This is a genomic window from Streptomyces sp. NPDC017993, from assembly GCF_044328065.1.
Lineage (GTDB): Bacteria > Actinomycetota > Actinomycetes > Streptomycetales > Streptomycetaceae > Streptomyces.
Genome location: NZ_JBIRGO010000012.1, coordinates 228,756 through 250,732 on the forward strand (window position 1 = coordinate 228,756; position 21,977 = coordinate 250,732).

Annotated in this window: 21 protein-coding genes and 1 tRNA gene; 15 read left to right on the top strand and 7 right to left on the bottom strand. The window is 70.4% G+C overall.

The features are described 5' to 3' along the window. The first annotated feature begins 275 nt into the window (after positions 1-275). From ACH4FH_RS23335 to ACH4FH_RS23360, 6 genes are all read left to right on the top strand, one after another. Entirely contained in the window at positions 276-716 is a 441-nt protein-coding gene (locus ACH4FH_RS23335; RefSeq protein WP_398557800.1) for a DUF3052 domain-containing protein, read from the top strand. A 149-nt stretch (positions 717-865) separates the two neighbouring features. Then, entirely contained in the window at positions 866-1,324 is a 459-nt protein-coding gene (locus ACH4FH_RS23340; RefSeq protein ID WP_398557801.1) for a peroxiredoxin, read from the top strand. 166 nt (positions 1,325-1,490) lie between these two features. Beyond that, positions 1,491-2,054 carry a TerD family protein gene (locus ACH4FH_RS23345; RefSeq protein ID WP_398557802.1) on the top strand — a complete coding sequence of 188 codons (564 nt, stop codon included), beginning with the start codon at positions 1,491-1,493 and terminating at the stop codon, positions 2,052-2,054. Between the two features lie 125 nt (positions 2,055-2,179). Continuing rightward, entirely contained in the window at positions 2,180-2,755 is a 576-nt protein-coding gene (locus ACH4FH_RS23350) for a TerD family protein (RefSeq protein ID WP_398557803.1), read from the top strand. Positions 2,756-2,809: 54 nt separating this feature from the next. Further along, positions 2,810-3,931: a DUF475 domain-containing protein gene (locus tag ACH4FH_RS23355; RefSeq protein ID WP_398557804.1), complete on the top strand. Its 1,122-nt coding sequence runs from the start codon at positions 2,810-2,812 to the stop codon at positions 3,929-3,931. A gap of 89 nt (positions 3,932-4,020) precedes the next feature. Further along, positions 4,021-4,773 carry a Tellurium resistance gene (locus tag ACH4FH_RS23360; protein WP_398557805.1) on the top strand — a complete coding sequence of 251 codons (753 nt, stop codon included), beginning with the start codon at positions 4,021-4,023 and terminating at the stop codon, positions 4,771-4,773. A 154-nt stretch (positions 4,774-4,927) separates the two neighbouring features. On the opposite strand, the gene ACH4FH_RS23365 is transcribed toward ACH4FH_RS23360, so the two are convergent. Continuing rightward, complete coding sequence (locus ACH4FH_RS23365; protein ID WP_398557806.1) at positions 4,928-6,094, bottom strand: TerD family protein; 1,167 nt, start codon at positions 6,092-6,094, stop codon at positions 4,928-4,930. Between the two features lie 252 nt (positions 6,095-6,346). Between ACH4FH_RS23365 and ACH4FH_RS23370 the strand changes: the two genes are divergently transcribed. The 4 genes from ACH4FH_RS23370 (at position 6,347) to ACH4FH_RS23385 (ending at position 12,025) form a co-directional block, all read left to right on the top strand. Next, positions 6,347-7,513 (top strand): HpcH/HpaI aldolase/citrate lyase family protein, encoded by a 1,167-nt coding sequence (locus ACH4FH_RS23370; protein ID WP_398557807.1) that lies wholly within the window; start codon positions 6,347-6,349, stop codon positions 7,511-7,513. Positions 7,514-7,561: 48 nt separating this feature from the next. Beyond that, a complete protein-coding gene (locus ACH4FH_RS23375) occupies positions 7,562-10,339 on the top strand; it encodes a phosphoribosyltransferase (protein ID WP_398557808.1) in 2,778 nt (925 codons plus the stop codon). Then, positions 10,336-11,157, top strand: coding sequence for an HAD family hydrolase (locus ACH4FH_RS23380; RefSeq protein WP_398557809.1), 822 nt, complete (start codon positions 10,336-10,338; stop codon positions 11,155-11,157). The genes ACH4FH_RS23375 and ACH4FH_RS23380 overlap by 4 nt, the downstream gene beginning before the upstream one ends. A gap of 244 nt (positions 11,158-11,401) precedes the next feature. Next, positions 11,402-12,025: an O-methyltransferase gene (locus ACH4FH_RS23385; RefSeq protein ID WP_398557855.1), complete on the top strand. Its 624-nt coding sequence runs from the start codon at positions 11,402-11,404 to the stop codon at positions 12,023-12,025. A gap of 92 nt (positions 12,026-12,117) precedes the next feature. Here ACH4FH_RS23385 and ACH4FH_RS23390 read toward each other — a convergent pair whose 3' ends face one another. From ACH4FH_RS23390 to ACH4FH_RS23415, 6 genes are all read right to left on the bottom strand, one after another. Further along, a complete protein-coding gene (locus ACH4FH_RS23390; RefSeq protein WP_398557810.1) occupies positions 12,118-12,333 on the bottom strand; it encodes a zinc ribbon domain-containing protein in 216 nt (71 codons plus the stop codon). Positions 12,334-12,358: 25 nt separating this feature from the next. Beyond that, positions 12,359-13,465, bottom strand: coding sequence for a sugar kinase (locus ACH4FH_RS23395; protein ID WP_398557811.1), 1,107 nt, complete (start codon positions 13,463-13,465; stop codon positions 12,359-12,361). Then, the gene (locus ACH4FH_RS23400; RefSeq protein WP_398557812.1) at positions 13,462-14,097 is read right to left on the bottom strand and encodes a bifunctional 4-hydroxy-2-oxoglutarate aldolase/2-dehydro-3-deoxy-phosphogluconate aldolase; all 636 of its coding nucleotides are present in this window, start codon (positions 14,095-14,097) and stop codon (positions 13,462-13,464) included. Before ACH4FH_RS23400 ends, ACH4FH_RS23395 begins: the two co-directional genes overlap by 4 nt. A gap of 181 nt (positions 14,098-14,278) precedes the next feature. After that, entirely contained in the window at positions 14,279-14,974 is a 696-nt protein-coding gene (locus ACH4FH_RS23405) for a FadR/GntR family transcriptional regulator (protein ID WP_398557813.1), read from the bottom strand. A gap of 376 nt (positions 14,975-15,350) precedes the next feature. Further along, positions 15,351-15,971 (bottom strand): DUF4383 domain-containing protein, encoded by a 621-nt coding sequence (locus tag ACH4FH_RS23410; RefSeq protein ID WP_398557814.1) that lies wholly within the window; start codon positions 15,969-15,971, stop codon positions 15,351-15,353. A 307-nt stretch (positions 15,972-16,278) separates the two neighbouring features. Continuing rightward, on the bottom strand, positions 16,279-17,658 hold the full coding sequence (locus tag ACH4FH_RS23415; RefSeq protein ID WP_398557815.1) for a hypothetical protein: 1,380 nt from the start codon (positions 17,656-17,658) through the stop codon (positions 16,279-16,281). Positions 17,659-17,800: 142 nt separating this feature from the next. Here ACH4FH_RS23415 and ACH4FH_RS23420 point away from each other — a divergent pair. From ACH4FH_RS23420 to ACH4FH_RS23440, 5 genes are all read left to right on the top strand, one after another. Next, a tRNA-Val gene (locus ACH4FH_RS23420) sits at positions 17,801-17,872 on the top strand. Positions 17,873-18,207: 335 nt separating this feature from the next. Beyond that, a complete protein-coding gene (locus tag ACH4FH_RS23425; protein ID WP_398557856.1) occupies positions 18,208-19,248 on the top strand; it encodes a DUF1152 domain-containing protein in 1,041 nt (346 codons plus the stop codon). A 190-nt stretch (positions 19,249-19,438) separates the two neighbouring features. Further along, on the top strand, positions 19,439-20,461 hold the full coding sequence (locus tag ACH4FH_RS23430; RefSeq protein ID WP_398557816.1) for a hypothetical protein: 1,023 nt from the start codon (positions 19,439-19,441) through the stop codon (positions 20,459-20,461). Between the two features lie 270 nt (positions 20,462-20,731). Further along, a complete protein-coding gene (locus ACH4FH_RS23435) occupies positions 20,732-21,283 on the top strand; it encodes a DoxX family protein (RefSeq protein ID WP_398557817.1) in 552 nt (183 codons plus the stop codon). Between the two features lie 68 nt (positions 21,284-21,351). Beyond that, the gene (locus tag ACH4FH_RS23440; protein ID WP_398557818.1) at positions 21,352-21,852 is read left to right on the top strand and encodes a VOC family protein; all 501 of its coding nucleotides are present in this window, start codon (positions 21,352-21,354) and stop codon (positions 21,850-21,852) included. Positions 21,853-21,977: the final 125 nt, after the last annotated feature.

Sequence of the window (21,977 nt, forward strand, 5' to 3'; positions counted from 1 at the left end):
CTCCCGAACGCGGGTCCGGTCGGCCTCCGGCACCCCCCGAAGGGCCCAGTCGCGCGCGACTACCCCACAAACCCGGCAGAACGCTGTGGTGTGAATCACTTCAGGCTGTCCCGGTGGGGTCGTGGTTGCGGCGAGACGCGTCCAATCGTCACCGTTTCGACGGTCTCGACCGTCGGGTACTTGCGCGATCCGCCCGGCCCGTGTGGACTACGCCCAATGCTCCGCGCACGCGCGGGGTTCAAAAGCATTTTCCGAAACATGACAGGAGGCAATCCGTGAGCGCGACCGCGGACCACGCGGAGGAGCGGACCAACCCTGCCGCCAGGCTGGGGTTCGAGCCCGGACAGGTGGTCCAGGAGATCGGCTACGACGATGACGTCGAGCAGGAACTCCGAGAAGGCATTGAGGCCGTGATTGGCCAGGAAATCGTCGATGAGGACTACGACGACGTCGCTGACGTCGTCCTGCTGTGGTTCCGTGACGAAGACGGCGACCTCACGGACGCGCTGGTGGACGCCATCGGGCTGATCGAGGAAGGCGGCATGATCTGGCTGCTGACCCCGAAGACCGGCCGCGAGGGCTACGTCGAGCCGAGCGACATCAATGAGGCCGCGCAGACCGCGGGTCTGTCCCAGACCAAGAGCATCAACGCGGGCAAGGACTGGACCGGCAGCCGACTGGTCACGCCCAAGGGGGCGAAGTCCGGCAAGCGCTGATCCGTACCACCTCGACGTTCCACACCGAGCCCCCTCCGGCCTGTTCCGGAGGGGGCTCGGCCCCGTTCCGGAGGGGTTTTCCGGCCTGTCAGGCCCTGCGCGTAGGGTTGGGCGAGTCCTGTTGCGAGTGAGCGGAAGGGAAGCACCCCATGGCGATCGAGGTCGGCACGAAGGCTCCGGATTTCGAGCTGAAGAACCAGCACGGCGAGCTGGTCAAGCTCTCCGACTTCCGCGGCGAGAAGGCCGTCGTCCTCCTCTTCTACCCCTTCGCCTTCACCGGTGTGTGCACCGGTGAGCTGTGCGCGCTGCGCGACGAGCTGCCGCGGTTCGCCAACGACGACGTCCAGCTGCTTGCCGTCTCCAACGACTCCCCCTTCTCGCTGCGCGTCTTCGCCGAGCAGGAGGGCCTGGAGTACCCGCTGCTGTCGGACTTCTGGCCGCACGGCGAGACCTCGCGGGCGTACGGCGTCTTCGACGAGGACAAGGGTTGCGCGGTGCGCGGCACCTTCATCATCGACAAGGAGGGCGTGGTGCGCTGGACGGTTGTCAACGGCCTGCCCGACGCCCGCGACATCAAGGACTACATCACCGCGCTCGACGCCCTCTGAGCCGGCGCGGCGGCGGCCTGCGCCCCCTCGGACCGGCATCCGTGTGCAACCGCGTGCGATATCTGCAATCGGTGGGAACCGGTCACTAGGATCAATTCGTTGATCTGATGCCATGCACGATGGGGGCGCAAATCTTTACGTACCCCTCGAATCTATGGGAGGACTCGTGGGAGTCAGCCTCAGCAAGGGCGGCAACGTCTCGCTGACGAAGGAAGCCCCCAATCTGACCGCCGTCCTCGTCGGTCTGGGCTGGGACGCGCGTACGACCACCGGTACCGACTTCGACCTGGACGCCAGTGCCCTGCTGGCGAACGATCAGGGCAAGGTCGGCAGCGACCAGAACTTCGTCTTCTTCAACAACCTGAAGAGCCCCGACGGTTCGGTCGAGCACACCGGCGACAACACCACCGGTGAGGGCGAGGGCGACGACGAGGCCATCAAGGTGAACCTCGCCGGGGTGCCGGCCGATGTCCACAAGATCGTGTTCCCGGTGTCGATCTACGACGCCGAGAACCGCCAGCAGAGCTTCGGCCAGGTGCGCAACGCCTACATCCGCGTGCTCAACCAGGCCGACGGCAACGAGCTGGCGCGCTACGACCTCAGCGAGGACGCCTCCACCGAGACCGCCATGGTCTTCGGCGAGCTGTACCGCAACGGCGCGGAGTGGGTCGGTCAGGGCTACGCCTCGGGCCTGCGCGGTATCGCGCAGGACTTCGGCGTCAACGTCTGATCGAGCACCACTGACGCGTCCGGCGCCGTACGCCCCACCAGGGGAGTGCGGCGCCGCACGCGCTTGCAAGGGACGCGGGCCGTGCGTGGGCACGGCCCGCACCGACACCGGGGAGGAACGAAAGTATGGGCGTCACACTTGCCAAGGGGGGCAATGTCTCCCTGTCCAAGGCCGCTCCGAATCTCACGCAGATCATGGTCGGCCTCGGCTGGGACGCGCGCTCCACGACGGGCGCGCCCTTCGATCTCGACGCCAGCGCGCTGCTGTGCGGATCGGGTCGGGTGCTGGGGGACGAGTACTTCGTCTTCTACAACAACCTCAAGAGCCCCGAAGGCTCCGTCGAGCACACCGGTGACAACCTCACCGGTGAAGGGGAGGGCGACGACGAGTCGATCCTCGTGGACCTTCCCCAGGTTCCCGAGGCGGTCGACAAGATCGTCTTTCCGGTCTCGATCCACGACGCCGAATTGCGCGGACAGAGCTTCGGGCAGGTCAGCAACGCTTTCATCCGCGTCGTCAACCAGGCCGACGGCAGCGAACTCGCGCGGTACGACCTCAGCGAGGACGCCTCCAGCGAAACGGCAATGATCTTCGGCGAGCTGTACCGCTACAGCGGCGAGTGGAAGTTCAGGGCGGTGGGCCAGGGGTACGCGTCGGGACTGCGAGGCATCGCTCTAGACTTCGGGGTCAACGTTTCGTAAAGTCGCCGCGCGCTGCGCGCGGGGGACCCCAAACAGCGAAGGATTGGGTAGGCAGTGCTCCTGAAAACCTTTGGCTGGTCGTTCGCCGTCACGGTGCTCGGCCTGGCTCTGGCCGGCGTGCTCTGGGGGTGGCGGGGGCTCGCGATTGTCGGGATCCTCTCCATCCTGGAGATCTCGCTCTCGTTCGACAACGCCGTCATCAACGCCGGCATCCTGCGCAAGATGAATGCCTTCTGGCAGAAGATCTTCCTGACCATCGGCATCCTCATCGCGGTGTTCGGCATGCGACTGGTCTTCCCGGTCGTCATCGTCGCGATCACCGCGAAACTGGGGCCGATCGAGGCGGTCAATCTCGCCATCAACGACAAGGCGCACTACGAGGAGCTGGTCACCAGCGCCCACCCGGCCATCGCGGCCTTCGGCGGTATCTTCCTGCTGATGATCTTCCTCGACTTCATCTTCGAGGAGCGCGACTACAAGTGGCTGGCGTGGCTGGAGAAGCCGCTGGGCAAGCTGGGCAAGCTCGACACGCTGTCCGTCATCATCGCCCTGGTCGCCCTGCTGGTGAGCGCCATGACGTTTGCCACCGACGTCCCGCACGGCGGCGGTGACAAGAGCGCCACGGTCCTGCTGTCCGGTGTCGCCGGCCTCATCACCTACCTCGTCGTCGGCGGTATCTCCGGCTTCTTCGAGGACAAGCTGGAGGAGGAAGAGGAAGCCGAGGAGGCGGCAGCGGCCAAGAAGGGTGGGACCGGTGCAGCGGTCGGCCTGGCCGGCAAGGCCGCGTTCTTCATGTTCCTCTACCTCGAGGTCATCGACGCGTCCTTCTCCTTCGACGGTGTCATCGGCGCGTTCGCCATCACCAACGACATCTTCGAGATGGCGCTGGGTCTGGGCATCGGCGCGATGTACATCCGTTCGTTGACGGTCTACCTCGTCCGCCAGGGGACCCTGGATGACTACGTCTACCTGGAGCACGGCGCGCACTACGCGATCGGTGCGCTGGCCGTCATCCTCCTCGTCACGATCAGGTACGAGATCAACGAGGTCATCACCGGCCTGGTCGGCCTGGTGCTGATCGGCGCGTCCTTCTGGTCCTCGGTGGTGCGCAACAAGCGCGAGGGCAAACCGGGGGACACACCGGGGGAGAAGACGGAAGTCACCTCCGGAGTGTGATTACGCGGCGCTGATTGAGGAACGCTCTCTGCGGGGCGGTCACCGGGGTGCAGACCTCGGGGCCGCCCCGCGGCAGTAGGGGCCGAGCTATGGGGTGGGGCAAGGTGTCGTTCCTGGAGAACTGGTGGCGCGGTGGCGCGCCGAAGTACGACAACGGCGGAGCGTCGTATGTCGTCGAGCTGACGAAACGCAATCCGGTCGTCTCCCTGACCAAACAGGGGGCGGCCAGCGGGCATCTGCGGGTCAATCTGCACTGGCAGATGCGGACATCGGACCTCGGCGAGCGCAGCGGGGGACGCGCGGGCGGCTTATGGCGGAATCCGGGCAAGTTGTTCAAGCCCGAGATCGTGCAGGCCCAGGGCCCGGCCGTGGTCAAGATCGACCTGGATCTGGCCTGCCTGTACGAACTCAAGGACGGCACCAAGGGTGTGGTGCAGCCGTTGGGCAACTTCCTCGGCGATCTCAACGCGGCGCCCTATGTGCAGCTCAGCGGCGACGACCGGTTCGGCTCCCCGTCCGGCGAGACGCTGTACATCAACATGGACCACCGCGACGAGATCAAACGGCTGCTGATCTTCGTCTACATCTATGACGGAACGCCCGCGTTCGACCGTACGCATGCCGTCGTGACGCTCTACCCGAGCACCGGGCCCCGGATGGAGATCAGGCTCGACGAGCGGGCCCCGCAGGCCCGTTCCTGCGCCATCTTCATGCTGGAGAACAACAAGGGCGAGCTGACCGTGCGGCGCGAGGTCAAGTACGTCTACGGCTTCCAGGCGGAGTTGGACCGGCTGTACGGCTGGGGGCTCCAGTGGGGCCGGGGTTACAAGTCGAAGGTCTGAGGACGTGTGCCCCGAAGCGCTCCTCCGGGGCTTCCCTCGGGGTGGTGCGCGACGTGCCCCCGGCGGCGCCGGCAAGCCGGCCGGTGGGCCCGGACAAAGCGCCGCCCCGGGGGCTCGTGGCCGGCCCGGGACGACTGTTGCACGGGTACCCCCGCTAGCGGCGTTGGAACTGCGGCCCCTGGGGAGGCAGGACGAACGACGGGTCCGGCACGAAGGGCTGCGGCGCCGGATGGCCGTAGGTCGCTCCACCCGGGTACGGCTGCTGCGGCGGAGGCGGGGGCTGCTGCGGATAGCCGTACGCGGACTGCTGCGGCTGGTACTGCGGCTGCGCGGGCGGCGACCCCGGATAGCCGTACCCGGACTGGGCGGGGGGTTGGGCCGGTGGCGGCGGGAAGTTCTGCGGGTAGCCGTAGCCGCCGGTGGGCTGCGGCGGAGAGACCTGCGCCGCGGTGGCGGGCGGAGCGGCGGAGACCGGATCCGCCGCCGGGTCGGCCATGTGTTGGGTGACCGCGTCCGGACCAGGCGCCGGATACGACTGCGCGTCCGCCGCGACGGGCGGGCTGACGGCCTCCTCGGGCCAGGCGCTCGGCGGCGGCGACGAGGGGCCGGTGGGAGCGCCCTGGGAGGGGATGCCGGCCGGGCCGTCGGATCCGCCGCGCGCGGGTCCGTGAGCGGCCGGCTGCTCGGTGCCAGCGGCGGGGTCCTGGCCGGGAGCCACCGCGACCGTCGCGTCCGGGTCCGCCTCCGCCGTCACCGGGCCCGTACGTCCGGAGGCGGGGTCGCCCTCCACCGAGATCCCGAACTCGGTCGCCAGACCGACCAGTCCGGTCTCGTAGCCCTGGCCCAGTGCGCGGAACTTCCAGCTGTCCGCGCGCCGGTAGAGCTCCCCGCAGATCAGCGCCGTCTCATCGCCCGTCTCGGGCACCACGTCGAACACCGCGAGCGGCTCCCCGTCAGTTGCTGCGGCGTCATACAGCAGCACCCGGAGATCCGGCACCAGCGAGAACGCGCCACCGTCCGACGAGGCGGTGAGCACCACCCGGTCCACTGCCGCGTCGAGGGTGGCCAGATCCGCCTCGATGGTGTCCGTCAGGCTATCGGCGAGACGGGTCTTGGGCAGATGCCGGACCAGTCCGCTCGGATGCCGCGGCTGGTTGTAGAAGATGAAGTCCTCGTCGGAGCGCACGCTTCCCTCGGGCCCCACCAAGAGGGCCGAGGCATCGACATCCGGGACGCCGGCGCCGGGTGTCCAGCGCAGGACGGCCCGTACGGCCGTGGCGTCGAGGGGTACGTTCGACCCTTTCAACATCGCGTGCGTCATGCCGCAATCCTGCCTTCCCGGAGGTCGCAGGGACAACGCGGGGGCCTGACCGGCGCGCCAGGGCCGCGCGCACCGGCCCCCTGGCGCCTCGCGGTTGCCGGGGTCGTGGACATCTGGGCGACTTGGGCGGGTTACGAGATTTTCACGCACGGGGGAACTAATGGCACCCCGGCACACGTACGATTACCGGCTGGATCCAGACAGCGAGACGCAGTGGGCGTGACCGGGTCCCGCCTGTATACGGGGAGTTGTATGCGTCATTTCGGGCATCTTGCGCCGGACACCCGCAAGACACTGTTCCACCAGGAGCCTGTGGAGTTCACTCCTGACTCCCCGGCCCGCACTCTCGCGGCCGCCCTTGGCGCGACGCTCTACAGCCCTGCCACCCGGCCGCGTCTGGCTGCCGACGTCCTCAAGCAGGCCGGGCACGGTGTGCGGTCCATGGTCCTGTGCCTGGAGGACTCCATAGGGGACGGCGATGTGCAGGCCGGCGAGGCCAATCTCGTCCGGCAGTTCGCCGCGCTCGACGAGGAGGCGGCCTCAGGCGCCGACCTCCCGCTGCTGTTCATACGGGTCCGCACGCCCGGTCAGATACCGGATCTGGTGCGCCGGATGGGCCCGGCCGTGCGGTGGTTGTCCGGGTTCGTTCTGCCGAAGTTCACCGAAGAGCGCGGCGTGCCGTTCCTGGAGGCGCTGGCCGCGGCCGAGTCGGCGTGCGGCCGGCGGCTGTTCGCGATGCCGGTCCTCGAATCCCCGCAGCTGCTGCATCTGGAGACCCGCGCGCAGACCCTGCAAGGCATTGCCAGGACCGTCGGCGCCCACCGCGACCGGGTCCTGGCCCTGCGGCTCGGTGTCACGGACTTCTGCTCCGCCTACGGCCTGCGCAGGGCGCCGGACATGACCGCGTACGACGTCCACATCGTCGCCTCGGTGATCTCCGACGTGGTGAATGTGCTCGGGCGGGCGGACGGCACGGGCTTCACCATCACCGGCCCGGTGTGGGAGTACTTCCGCCTGCACGAGCGCATGTTCAAGCCACAATTGCGCCGCAGTCCGTTCCTCGGCCGGGCCGAGGAATTGCGTACGGCGCTGATCGAGCACGACATGGACGGCCTGCTGCGCGAGATCGAGCTGGACCGCGCCAACGGGCTGCAGGGCAAGACCTGCATCCACCCCTCGCACGTCGCGCCGGTCCACGCCCTCTCGGTCGTCAGCCACGAGGAGTTCAGCGACGCCGGGGACATCCTGCGGCCCGAGCGGTGCGACGGCGGAGTCCTGCGCTCCGCCTACACGAACAAGATGAACGAGGTGAAGCCGCACCGCGCCTGGGCGGAGCGGACCCTGCTGCGGGCGGAGGCCTTCGGCGTGGCGCGGGAGGGCGTCGGCTTCGTGGAGCTGCTGACCGCAAGCCTCCCCTAGGACGTGGCCGGCATGGCGGGGAACAGGCCGCGGAAGGCGGCGAGCGACATGATGGAGGAGACGAAGCGCGTGGTGTGGACAGGAGAGTGGGTCGCTGAGCGGCTCGGAGTCTCGCTGAACGGCGGGGACGAGCTGCCGGAGCTGCTGGGGCTCGCCTTGCGGCGCAATCCCAAGCGGGCCCATCTGCTCGTGTCGAACGTACTGGGCAAACACGTCCCGCAGCGTCCGGGGGCCGTCCACGGCGCCGGCTTCGGGCTGGGGCGCCGGGTGCGCGAGTTGCTGGGCGAGGAGGCCGCCGCCCGCTCCGTCGTCCTGGGGTACGCCGAGACCGCCACCGGGCTGGGGCACTCCGTCGCCGATGGTCTGGCCCTCGCGCCGTATCTGCACTCCACCCGCCGGCCGGTGGCGGGCGTCGAGCCGGTGGGCGGCTTCGAGGAGGAGCACAGCCACGCGACGTCCCACCTGCTGCTTCCGGAGGACCCGGCTCTCCTCGCCGGGGACGGCCCGCTGGTCCTCGTCGACGACGAGTTCTCGACCGGCAGGACGGTGCTGAACACCATCAAGTCGCTGCACGCGCGCTTCCCGCGCGAGCGGTATGTCGTGGTCGCCCTCGTCGACATGCGCTCCGACGAGGACCGCAGCCGGCTGGAGAAGTTCGCGGCGGAACTGGGCGCCCGCGTCGACCTCGTGGCCCTGGCCGCGGGCGGCGTGCGGCTTCCGGTGGACGTCCTGGAGCGCGGGCAGGAACTCGTGGCCGCCCATGAGGCCGGCGCGGCACAGGGGGCGGGGGCCTCGGGTGCGGCAACCGCGAACGGATCCGCCTCCGCGCCCGGTGAGAGGGCGGCAGCGGACGTCGCTGCGGCCCTCGGCCGTCGGGCTCCCGCTTCACGCGCCGTACGGGTCGACCTCGCCTGGCCCGCCGGGCTGCCGGACGGCGGCAGGCACGGCTTCACCCCGGCACACCGCGAGCGGCTGGAGGCCGCGCTGCCGGCCATGGGCGCCCGGCTCGCGGCGGAGCTGGATGGCGCCCGGCGCATTCTCGTCCTCGGCAACGAGGAGCTGATGTACGCGCCGCTGCGGATCGCCGAGGCACTGGACGCGCGGGTCGGCGGTGACGCGGCCGGAGTACGGCCCCGGGCCGGGGCCGACGGGACCGCCGAGGTCGCCGAGACGCCGTCCGGCGGCGCGTCGGTCTTCTTCTCGACCACCACCCGCTCCCCGGTGCTCGCCGTCGACGATCCCGGCTACGCGATACGCACCCGCCTGTCCTTCCCCGCCCATGACCGGCCCGCCGACGGCCCGGGGGAGCGGTACGCGTACAACGTGGCGGCCGGCGCCGACCAGGACCGCGGCTTCGACGCCATCGTGGCCGTCGTGGACTCCTGCGGCGACGGCCCCGAACTGCACACCACTGGCGGCCTGCTGGACCGCCTCGCCGAGCACACCGACCGACTGCTCCTCGCCGTCATCCCCTCGTACGCCCCGCGGACCACGTCTCCGTCGGGGCCGCTCCGCGGGACGGTCGGCGCGGCAGACCCGGCTGACCCGGCCGACCCGACAGAAACGCCCGCCACCTCGGGTTCAGCCGAAACGGCGGCACGCGAGACCTCCGCACCCCACCCGACCTCCGCACCCCGCCCTCCGCGACGACAGGCTCCTTCCATGCCGCTGCCCGAGCCGCTGCGCGGCCCCGCCTTCTCCTCGTACGCCCCCGAGGAGGTCGGCTGGCTGCTCCAGGACCTCTCCGACGTCACGCTGGAAGCGCCCACGGAGGAGCGCGAGGAGGCCATCCAGCGCGGCGGCGCCCACTACGCCGAGTCGCTGCCCGTCGAATACCAGCCGAGCGAGCAGTACCAGGCCCTCTTCCACAGCGCCCTGGGGACCTCCGCCCGTCGGATCGCGCGGGCGGTCGGCGCCGTCACCGACACGGTGCTCGCCGAGCGGCAGCGCCCCGAGGCCCCCCGGGCGCGGCCGGTACTCGTCTCGCTGGCACGCGCCGGAACCCCCGTCGGGGTGCTGATGCGCCGCTGGGCGCAGCACGCGCACGGCCTGGACCTGCCGCACTACGCCGTATCGATCGTGCGCGGCAGGGGCATCGACACCACCGCACTGCGCTGGCTGGCCGCGCACCACGACCCGGCGGACATCGTCTTCGTGGACGGCTGGACCGGCAAGGGCGCCATCACCCGCGAACTCGCCCAGGCGCTGGAGGACTTCCCGGGCTTCGACCCGCGGATCGCCGTCCTCGCCGACCCGGGCGGCTGCGTCGAGACCTACGGCACCCGCGACGACTTCCTCATCCCGTCGGCCTGCCTCAACTCCACCGTCTCCGGACTCATATCGCGCACCGTGCTGCGCGACGACCTGGTCGGCCCGGACGACTTCCACGGCGCCAAGTTCTACCGGGAGCTGGCCGGCACCGACGTGTCGCGCGACTTCCTGGACGCGATCGGCGCGCACTTCGACGACGTCGCCGAGGAAGTCGCCGCGGACGTACGGGAGCTGGCCGCCGCCGACCGGGCACCCACCTGGGCCGGCTGGGCCGCCGTCGAACGGATCAGCGCCGCCCACGGCATCAACGACGTCAACCTCGTCAAGCCCGGCGTCGGCGAGACCACACGCGTGCTGCTGCGCCGGGTCCCCTGGAAGATCCTCGCCAAGCGGGGCGCCGGCGCCGACCTCGACCATGTGCGCCTGCTGGCCGAGCAGCGCGGCGTGCCCGTCGAAGAGGTCGACGAACTCCCGTACAGCTGCGTGGGGTTGATCCATCCACGGTTCACCCGCGGGGCGACAGGCGCCGACGGCAAGGCGGTGGCCTCCTCATGAGCGTGATCGTCGCGAGCGACCTCGACCGCACCCTGATCTATTCGGCTGCCGCGCTGGCCCTGGACATGCCCGACGCCCAGGCCCCACGGCTGCTGTGCGTCGAGGTCTACGAGAACAAGCCACTGTCCTTCATGACGGAGACGGCGGCGGCACTGCTCGCCGAACTGGCCGGCAGCACCACCTTCGTGCCGACCACCACCCGCACCCGCGAACAGTACGGCCGTATCCATCTCCCCGGCCCGCCACCGGAGTTCGCCATCTGCGCCAACGGCGGGCACCTGCTCGTGCGGGGCGAGTCGGACCAGGACTGGCGGCGGACCGTCGCGGAGCGGCTCGCATCGCACTGCGCACCCCTCGACGAGGTCCGTGCCCACCTCGTCCGCACCGCGGAACCGGCCTGGCTGCTCAAGGAACGCGTGGCGGAAGACCTCTTCGCCTACCTCGTCGTGGAGCGGTCCCTGCTCCCGGAGACATGGGTCAAGGACCTCACCGGCTGGGCCGAGGAGCGCGGTTGGACGGTCTCCCTGCAGGGCCGCAAGATCTACGCCGTGCCGAAGCCGCTGACCAAGAGCGCCGCCGTGGCGGAGGTGGCGCGCCGCACGGGGGCGTCCGAGGTCCTCGGGGCCGGCGACTCCCTGCTCGACGCCGATCTGCTGCTCGCCGCGGACCGCGGCTGGCGGCCCGGCCACGGCGAGTTGGCGGACTCCGGCTGGCAGGCGCCACACGTCACCGCACTCCAGGAGCGCGGGGCCGCGGCGGGCGAGGAGATCGTACGGGCATTCCTCCGCGGCGCGGCGGGGGTGGAGGGCGGCGCCTGACGCGGGCATGCGACGCGACGGCGGGTTGGGCAGGGGCTGCCCCCCCCGGGCCGGAGAGTCGGCCTACCGACTCGTGGCGACGGAGGAGTTGGCCCGATGACGCGTCGCGGCGGAGAGGCGCAGCGGGGCTCGGCTACGCTCGCCGAGGCGGTTGGCTGAGCCGTCCGGGAGCCGGCCGACCCCGTTGTCCGGCATCGAAGGAGAGTCAGTGACCGAGTCCAAGAGCACGCCGATCACCGCGCAGATGTATGACTACGTCCTCGCCCACAACCCGCCGCTTGACCCCGATCAGCGGGCACTCGTGGAGACCACCCACCGGGAGTTCCCCGAGTCGGCGGGCATGCAGTCGGCGGAGGAGCAGGGGCCGCTGCTCGCGTTCCTGGTGCGGCTGATCGGGGCCCGGCGGGTCGTCGAGGTCGGGACGTTCACCGGGTTCTCCGCCCTGTCCATGGCCCGGGCGCTGCCCGCGGACGGCACGTTGATCGCTTGCGATGTGTCCGAGGAGTGGACGGCATACGGCCGCGAGGCATGGGCCAAGGCCGGCGTCGCCGACCGCATCGACCTGCGGATCGCGCCCGCGCTGGAGACTCTCAAGGCCCTGCCGGCGGAGCCGCACATCGATCTCGCCTACCTCGACGCGGACAAGGGCGGCTATATCGCGTACTGGGAGGAACTGGTGCCGCGGCTGCGGCCCGGCGGCCTGATCGTCGCGGACAACGTCCTCTTCCACGGCGGCGTCGTCGACCCCGAGGCGACCGGTTCGGCCCGGGCCATCAAGGAGTTCAACGACCATGTCGTGGCCGACGAGCGGATGGAGGCGGTCATGCTCACCGTCGCGGACGGCGTGACGCTGGCGCGCAAGCGCTGAGCGTCGGCTGCCGGCCCTCGCGCCCCGGGGCGGCCGCCTTGGCATGACTGCCCCGGGACGGACGCCCCGGGGACGTTGCCCGGGGAGCGCGACTAGCCGCAGCAGCCGCCTCCGCAGCAGCCGCCGCCCCCGCCACCACCGCTCGGGGCGGGAGCGGACGCGGAGCCGCCGACGGCGACCGCTGAGAGGAGCTTGACGGTGTCCTCGTGGCCGTCGGGGCAGACGGCCGGGGCGGAGGACTCTGCCATGGGACGGTTCAGCTCGAAGGTGGACCCGCAGGGGCGGCACCGGTACTCGTAACGAGGCATGGCCACAGATTAGCCGCGGCGTCGCTCAGCGCACGACGGTGCCCGGCGGCGCGCCCAGCATGCTCAGCTCCGCCCGGGTGGGCGCGCCCTCCCAGTCACCGGGGGAGGCCACCGCGAACGCGCCGGTGGTCACGGCTCGCTCCAGGCGCCCGGTCGGCGCCTCGCCGTCGAGCAGCGCCGAGAGGTAGCCGGCGACGAAGGCATCGCCCGCCCCGACGGAGTCGACGGCACGTACGGATTTCGCGGGCCGGTCCAGGCTGCCGTCCGGGGTGAAGGCTCTCGCTCCGTCCGCGCCGAGTTTGACGACGACCTCATCGACGCCGAGGTCCAGCAGCTGTCGCGCCTGAGCGGCGACAGGATCGGTAGCGGGGTCGGTAAGGGGACCTGTCCCGGTTCCGGTCCCGGTCCTGGCGCTCGTCCCCCCGGCCTCCGTTCCCGCCGCATCGGTGGCCGGCGGCAGGCACAGGGGAAGCTCGTCGTCGGAGGCGATCAGGACGTCCACGTACGGGATCCAGGTGCGCAGGACACGGGACGCCTCGTCCGCGGTCCACAGGCGGGCGCGGTAGTTGACGTCGAGGCAGACCAGGGTGCCCGACCGCTGCGCGGACCGGAGGGCGAGGAGGGCCGCTGAGCGGGCGGTGGCGCTCAGCGCCGGAGTGATCCCGGTCAGGTGCAGGACCCGGGGCGGTGCGGCGGAGAAGGCGCGTTCCACAGCGCCTTCCGTCAGCCGTGAGCCTGCCGACCCCGCCCGGTAGTAGTGCACCCGGGTGACCTCGGGAAGCCGCGGCTCGAAGAGGATCAGCCCGGTCGGCGCGTCCGGATCCGTCGAGGCGCCGGAGACATCGACGCCCTCCGCCCGCAGCGTACGGAGGACGAGTTGGCCCGCCTCGTCCTCGCCGACCGCTCCGCTCCAACGGACGGCGTGCCCGAGCCTGGCCAGTCCGATGGCGACGTTGCTCTCCGCACCGGCCACGGAGACCTGCATCGTGCCGCCCAGCTTCAGCGGGCCGCTGCCGCGCAGGGCGACCATCGTCTCGCCGAAGGTGAGGACCTCCGGCCCGTCCTGATCTCCGTCCCGTGGCGACGGCCCCGGGACTTCCGCCCGCGGGGGCCGGCCAGAGCCTCCGGTCATCGGGCGCACACCGCCTTGAACTCCGCTGCGCGCCTTCGCAGCGCGGCAAGATCGCCGCCGTCGGCCGCGTCTCCGATCAGCGGCGACCCGACGCCGACCGCCACCGCCCCGGCGGCGAAGTACGCGCGCGCAGCCGCCGCGTCCACCCCGCCGACCGGCACGAACGGCAGGTCCGGGAAGGGCGCACGAAGCGCCTGGAGATAGCTGGGCCCGCCCACCGACGCCGGGAACAGCTTCAGGGCGGACGCGCCCAGCGCGTCGGCCGCGATCACCTCGGACGGCGTCATCACACCGGCGAGAGTCGGCAGCTCACGGCGTACGGACTCCTCCAGGCCGGCGCCCAGGCCGGGGGTGACCATGAGATTCGCCCCGGCGTCGGCGGCGCGACGGGCGTCGTCGGCGGTCAGGACGGTGCCCGCGCCGAGCCAAGCAGCCTCCCCGAGAGCGGCACGCGCCCGCTCGATGACGGTGAGGGCATCTCTTCCGCTGAGCGAGATCTCGACCAGCGGAACGCCCTCCTCCGCCAGCGTCAAGACCGTACGGAACGACGCCTCCGCGTCCTTGCCCCGAATGATGGCGACCAGCCGCTCGGCTCGTAGCGCGGTACCGAAGCCCGCGGTAGTGAAGTCCATGGCCTTTCCTGTTTTCCGGTGTCGGCGTGGTGGTGTCATCTGTGGTGGTGTCCCCACCCACGGGTATACAGGGCCGGATACGTGTGCCTACCACGGGGTCCCGCCCAGCGCCTCGGCGATCTCTGCGACTGCCGGTCGGGCCATGTGCTCATGGGGGGGCGAGACGGTCGAGGGCGGATGCCTACGGGTGATCGCGGGCGGACTTGTCGAGCAGTTCGAGCATCGCCATATAGGCACCGTCGACATCGCGGTCCCGCACGGCCTCGACGACCGCGGCGTGTGCGGGGTGCTCGGACGCGCCCTCGGCGTGCGCGGCCCGGTCCCGCTGGATGATCACGGGCACGATCACCCGGTACATCTGGGCGTAGAAGCGATTGTTCGACGCGATCAACATCGCGGTGTGAAAGGAGGCGTCGGCGCGTACGAGCAGCTCGGCGTCACCGCCGGTCGCCGCCATCGCGCTCAACGCGGCGTTGAGCGCCGCGAGGTCGTCGTCGGTACGGCGCTCCGCCGCGAGCGCGGCCGCGGCGGGCTCGATGGAACGGCGGAGTTCGAGCACATCGGCGAAGAAATCGGACGAGGGGCCGGCCGCCAGCTTCCAGCGCAGCACGTCGGCGTCCAGGAGATTCCACTCGTCCCGGGGGCGGACGACCGTGCCGTGCTCCTGGCGGGTGCCGAGAAGCCCCTTGGTGACCAGCACCTTGATCGCCTCGCGCAGGAGGGTCTGGCTGAGGTCCAGCTCCTCCATCAGCTCCGGCGACGAGAGCGTCTCCCCCTCTCCGTAGGTGCCGTCGACGATCCGCTGCGCGAGCGCTTCCACCGCCGCGCCCTGAACTCCGCGGCCTGTGGTGGAGGCTGCGTCTCCCAACTGCCTCATGCTGCTCCCCTGGTCTTCCTGTTCTCACCGGCGTCCCCGGACACGCCGCCTTCACGAGTGGGATCCTGCCGCGCCACACGGGCGCGGACGCGGCGTACGCCCGCAGATCGGCCTCGGCGAGCGAGCGTGCGGTCGGTAGGTCGGTAGGTCGGTGGGTCGGTCGGCCGATCGGCCTCGGCGAGCGAGGGTGGTCAACGCACCTGGCGAGCGAGGTTGGTTGGCGTTGGCGCGTCTTGCCCGCCACGCGCCGCGCCGGCTGACGAATGTGGCTGACCAGTGCGCCAGGGCACGGCCCACGGGCGGGCGGGCCCGCGAGCCACCGCCTCCCTGTCACCCGGCCCCTTCAGTCCTCGCCCCTGGCCTCTCACCGCATCGGTCAGCTGCCGGGGGAGCTTCCGGAACCGGGGCTGCCGCCGGGGGTTTCCGGGGGTGTGCCAGGCGTTCCCGAGCCGCCGGAGCTGCCCGCCCGCCCGATCGCACCACCGCGCGCGGGGGGACCGTGAGCGGCCGTACCCGCTCCTTCCCGCACCCGCATGAGCGCGGCCCGCTTGGCCGCTGCCACCCCGCCCTCGGGCTGCAACCGCGCCCTGGCCAGTCGTTCCGCTTCTTCGGGATGCCTGGTGCGCCAGTACGGGTTGTCGTTCGGCAAGCCGCCGCTGACCCGTCCGTACATGCCGAACACCAGCAGCATCAGCCCCACCAAGAAGCTGAACACCACGTTCTGGATCTCGAACGCGAGGAAGTTCGCATCCGTTTCCAGGAGCGCCAGATTCACGAATCCGCTCAGCAGGAAGAGGAGTCCGAAGACGATGTTCAGGGTGGAGGCGAAGTTTCCGCCGATCACCATGCCGGCGAAGAGCAAGCCGCCGGCGACGATCGAGATCACGCTCAGCGCGCCGTTGGTGTTCAGCCCGGCCACGGTGTCGCCGCCGGTATCGAAGAACCCGATCTTGTCGATCAGACCGAGAATGCCGAACACGACCAGCACCACGCCCATGAGCCCGGCGCCGACGCGATATACGCGGCTCAGCCGGTGGTCCACCGGCAGATGTTCATCGAGGCGTGTGTGGCGCGGTTTGCCGTGGAACGGCTTGGAGGGCCTGTGCAGGCCCGTAGCCCCAGTCACCATGTCCGGCCGCCTCCTTCGCGCAGGATTGCCGCCTGGGCCGTAATGCCTTCCAGGATCCGCCACAGCGCCGCATCACGCCATCGCGCCGCCCCACGGACCGGTCACGCCCGCCCCTGTCACAAGCCCCGGCGTCCCCCGCCCGCTCAGTTGCCCCCGCTGGGGCATCCCCGCTCCGTCATCCGCCGACGCCACCCCGAGCGTCGCGAATTTCCTGCACCACCCGGGCCGCCGTGTGCCGAATCGCCTCGGTTTCGGTCAGGAAGTGCCACCAGTCCGGGTGCCGCCCCTCGAGCCCCGCGACCGCGCGGTCCAGCCGCGCCACGGCGTCGTCCAAGGGACCGGCATGGCGTGCGTCAGGGGTGCTGCGTCCGGCCATCGCCAGCCGCTGGGCGTCCCGGATCGCGAACCGGGTCTTCTCGACCTCGTTCTGCCGGTCGAAGGACACCGAATCGAGCCGCTGCAGACGGTCACCGGCAGCCGAGACCGCCTCGTCCGTGGTGTTCAGCAGCGCCCGCACGGTCGCCAGCCGGCTCGTGGCGTCCGCCCAGCGCTGCTCGTCCCGCGCCTGCTGCGCCTCCCGCAACTTGATCTCGGCCTGCTGGACGGAGTGCGCGGCCTGCTCCGGTACGTGCTGCAGGTCCTGCCAGCACGCCGCGCTGTAGCGCCGTCGCAGCTCACTGAGCACCGGATCGACCTTCCCGGCGCGCGTCGTGATCGCCTGTGCACGGGTCCGCAACGACACCAGCCGCTTGTCGATCTCCGCCGCCGTCTCCGGCAGCCGCTCGGCCTCGGTCCGTACGTCCTCGGCCTTGCGCAGCACCTCGTCGGCGCGCCGGATCGTCTCCTGCACGCCGTGCTGCCCGGCGCCCTGATTGAGCTTGGTCAGCTCCGGCGCGAGCGCCGCCAGCCGGGCCGCCAGCTCGTCCGCCTTCAGCCCCTGCGCCCGGACCGTGTCGAGCGCGTTGCTCGCCGCGAGCAGCGCCTGCCGCGCCCGCTCCACAGCGGGGGCGAGCCGCGCCAGCTGCGTCTCGGCGGTCTGCAGCAGCGGCCCCAGCCCCTGCGCGAACCGGTCCAGCTCCAGCTTGACGCGGTCCAGCTCCTCCTTGGCCCGCGTCAGATCGGCCCGCGCCCGCGCCACCGCGGCGCCGTCCAGGTCGTCACGGTCCAGGTCGTGGGTGTCGACCGCGGTGATGTAGCCCTGACTCACCTCGTCGATCCGCCGCCCGAAAGCCGCGTAGTCCTCGGCGGCCTTGCGTGCCCGCGGCGAACTGTCCACCGCGGTGATCGTCTCTATCGAGATCCGCAGATCCCGCTGCGCGGTGTCCAGCTCGTAGAACGCCGCCGCCGCGGCATCCTTCGCGGCCTGCGCATCCGCCCGCTGACTCTCCCCGCGCCCGAACCAGCGACGGGTACCCCCACCGGCGAACGAGGCCGGCGCCATCGCCACCACCAGGGGCAACGGCAGCAACATCAGCGCCACCACATCCCGGACTCGGCCCCCGCGGGATCTACGGCGTGCTCGCTGCTCGTGCGGCTGCGCGTGTGTCGCCGTCACATCCCTCTCCCGATCGGATCGCCCCAGAACCGACTCACATTCTCCCACTCAACGGAAACGAACACACCGGCCGGTAAGTTCACACTTCGCGCACTGGTTTGCAGTTCAGCCCTGGTGGCAAGGTAGTCTGTCGGCTCGGCCAGGGCGCATAGCTCAGCGGTAGAGCGCTGCTCTTACAAAGCAGATGTCACAGGTTCAAATCCTGTTGTGCCCACTCCTTGTGTTGAACGACAAAGGCCCAGGTCATCCGGTGTGGATTCGGATGCCTGGGCCTTGATCTTTTTTCCGGGCGCGCCGCGCCCGTCATGGGTGCGTGCCGATTGCGCGCCGTGTGGCCCGTCCGAGTCGCTGTGGTCTCCCTCGCGCTGCCTTGCACTGATGTGGCAGGGCGGGAAGTGGGCGACCGGTGAGGTCTGGGGGAGGGGCGATCTGGGTCGCCGTGACTGTCGGCTTGCGGCCCGGCGGCGGGGGTTCGGTGCCCGTACGCTGAGGAATGTGACCCGCTTGTTCGTGGCTGCAGGAGGAGGCGGCGACGCCGTCGCCGCCGCGATGCTGGATGCGACTCTGTACGGCGGCGAGAACCCGGCCACGATCTTCACCTACGCGTGGGACCGCCTGCTGCCCGATCCCGTCCCGGGCCCCGGAGGGCCGGGTGACTTCACGGGCCTGCGGCCCCTCACCCCGAGCGTGTGGGCCGTTCCCGCCGAAGCGAAACCGGTCGCTCCGGCCGGTTCGACGCTTCCCGGCCTGGCCGCGGAACTCCCGCACACCTTCGCGCTCATCGACCCGCACCACGGCGCCGAGGGCATCATCCGTCAACTCGAAGAGCTTGTCCGGCACTTGGACCCCGACTCCGTCGATCTCCTGGACGTGGGCGGCGACATCCTCGCCCAGGGCGGCGAGCCCACACTCCGTAGTCCGCTCGCCGACGCCCTCACCCTCGCGGCGTGCTGCGAACTGAACTTCCCCGTACGGCTCCTGGTCGCCGGCCCCGGCCTCGACGGCGAGCTTCCCGCCGAGGCCCTGCGCGACCGGCTCGGTCCCATTGCCATGACGCTCACCGCCGAGCACGTTCAGCCGGTCAGTTCGGTGCTGGAATGGCACCCTTCCGAGGCGGCGGCGTTGCTGGCCGCGACGGCACGAGGCGCTCGCGGTCTGTGTGAGGTCAGGGGTAACGGGCTGCCGATCCCGCTCACGGACGAAGGCCCTGCCGCGTACGAGGCGGACCTCGAGGAAGCCCTGGACCGCAACGAGCTCGCCCGAGCCATCCTCGCCACGGAGGACCTGCGCGAGGTCGAGCGGTACAGCCGCGAGATCTGCGGCTTCTCCGAAATCGACCATGAGCGCAGCACTGCCGGTCAGCCCGTCAGCCGGTCCGTCACAGAGCTCGCCCCGGAGGCCGTACTCCGTCAGCTGGACGCCTTCGAGTCCGATGCCCGGGCCCGCGGAATCACCCACACCACGTTCGGCCGGCTCGCCGAGGGTTTCGGCCTCGGCGGCAACCAGCGACAAGAGCTCAGGGAACTGCTGCTCGACAGTCGCCCGGAGCAGAATCAGGCCCCGCTCTGGCACATACCGCCCGGAGGGTGAGCTACGAATCTCCGGAGGTTGGCCACCACCTCTCCGGGGCTTGAGTATCACCTCTCAGGAGTGGCGCGCCCGCTCCACGTTTCAGCCGCTCGGCAATTGAATGGTCCAATAACTCTGGGCGGGGCCCGGGTTGCGCGTCCCTCATGGGAGGCCCCTACTTGAAGGAGAGGGATTTGCTGCTGGAGGCCCCATGCGGAATGCCGCCACGAACCCGTTGGATGAAGACCACGATGTGGCCGGGAACGCGAGAGCCCCGTGGTGCCAACGGGCGGCCGCGCATATCGCAGAGCTTCAGGGGCAGCTGAACAGAATCCGGAAAATCGGGCTGGATCCCTGCGATGAAGAAGTGGCCAAAAAGGCGGACACGCACCTGCGGGCCGCGCGGCATGCCACGGGGAGCAAGGCCAGTGCGTGGTCGAAGTTCACCGGTGCGGCCGTGGACCGGGCATCCGCAAATATTCACAGAGCCGAGGTGAAACTCCTTCACCTGGCGAGCGAGGACGATCTGACGTGGCGTGGAGCCGTGGTTCTGGCGCAAGCACGGCAGCACCTGGGGCGCTCCGATCCAAGGCTGCAACTCCTGGAGGAGCGGCTGCAGAACACCGGACACGAGCTCAAGCCCCCGTTGCGTGAACTCGCGGTGAGCACGCTGCTCGCGGCGCACGACGCGGAGGAGACGGAGCGGGCCAAGGTCCGTAGCTTCCGTAACATCCTGCTGTCCTCGGTTGTGGCCACGGGCGTCATCGCCGGAATCTTTGTGATGTGGGGTTTTCTCGATCCCTCGGTGATTCCGCCAAATCTCTGCTTCGAGGGCGGAGCGTGCCCGGTGGGTGGAAAACCTGGTGGCACCGATGTGCTGCTTGTGGAGGTGGCTGGTCTGGGTGCCGCGGCGTTGGCGGGTGCTGTCTCCATTCGTTTTATTCAGGGCACCGCCATGCCGTATTCCGTGCCCATGATGCTGGTGCTCTTGAGACTCCCGATCGGCGCCTTGGCGGCGCTCCTGGGGATTCTTCTGATTCACGGCGAATTCATTCCCGGTCTGACCAATCTGGACAACGGGCCGCAGATTATCGCCTGGGCGATCGCCTTCGGTATTTTGCAGGAATCGGTGACCCGCATGGTCGACCGGCAGGGGAAGGCTGTTCTCAACAATGTGCGGGGCTCCGAGCGGGGATTTGAGAAACCTGCGCGGGGTCCCGAGGCGCAGCCGTAGGGGGCGGGTGGCCAGGGGAGATGAGGGGCAGCCTTGGGTAGGGGTGAGAGCGGGCGCGGTGGTGTCGATGTGACGGGCGCGCGGGCGGGTATGAGGTGTTCACCTCGTGCCCGCCTCGTTGGCTGCCGCGGGGCCTTCGGCGGTCGCGGCGGTCCGCAGCCGTGGTTGTCCGGGGTTGGGGCGCTGTGTATCGTCGGGCGGGTGACTTGAACTTTCAAGTAACTGTCCGCGGCCGGTCGGCCGCACTCCCCACGGGAAAGAGCGCTCCCCATGACGTCCCCCCTCGGCACTCTGCGAACCCTCAACATCGGTCCGGAGTCGCGGCTCGCCCCGTCCACGCACGGCTACGACGTGGGGCTGCTGCTCCTCCGGCTCGCGCTCGGCCTGACCATGGCCCTGCACGGGGCCCAGAAGCTCTTCGGCTGGTTCGGCGGGCCGGGCCTGGACGGCACCGGGCAGTTCTTCACGATGAGTGGATTTCCGGCGGGGCGGACGATGGCCGTCGTGGCCGGGCTGAGCGAGACGCTCGGCGGGCTGGGGCTCGTGATCGGCCTGCTCACACCGCTTGCGGGCGCGGCAATCGTGGGCACGATGATCAATGCGCTGGCCGTTAAGTGGGGTGGCGGCTTCTTCGCGCCCAAGGGTGTGGAGTACGAGCTGCTGCTGACCGCGGGGGCGGCCGCTCTCGCGCTCACCGGCCCCGGCCGTTACGCCGCCGATCGGCTGCTGCCCGCCCTGCGCGCGCACCGGCTCGTGCACGGCGTCGCCGCTCTGGTCCTCGGCGTGGTGGTCGCCGGCGGTGTGCTGCTCGTCCGGAAGTAGGTGCGCTGGGCCGCGGACGGCTTGTGTGCCGACGTGCGGCGCGATGCGTCAGGAGATCGGAGAGCCTTATGTCCGTACGACGTCTTAATCACGCGGTGCTCTATGTCCGCGACGTGGCGCAATCCGTTGCCTTCTACTCCGACGCCCTCGGGCTCACGCCGGCCACCGAGATCCCCGGGCGGGCCGCGTTCCTGCGTGCGCCGGGCTCGCTCAACGACCACGATTTGGGGTTGTTCGCGGTAGGGCCTGACGCGTCGGGGCCGGAAGCGGGCCGGGTCGGTTTGTATCACCTGGCGTGGGAGGTCGGCACACTCGGTGAACTCGCCGCGACCGAGACGCGGCTCACCGCCCACGGGGCGCTGGTCGGCGCCACCGATCATCTCGTCTCCAAGTCCCTGTACGCGAAGGACCCGGACGGCAATGAATTCGAGGTGATGTGGCGGGTCCCGCGGGAGGACTGGCCGGGGCCGGATGAGCCGGACCGGTTGCGTCCGCTCGACCTGGCCGTGGCATTGGAGCGCTGGGGCCCCGACCTCGCGACGGGCGCCGCGGCAGGGGACGCCACCTGAGGCGAGGCCGCCGACGATGCGCTGGTCGCGATGAGCCCACCGCCGCCCCGGTCCGGGGCTGAAGGCATGCCCGTCACCGGCTTCCCGCGCACCACTGCCCCGCTGCCGCCCTCGGGTCGGGTCCA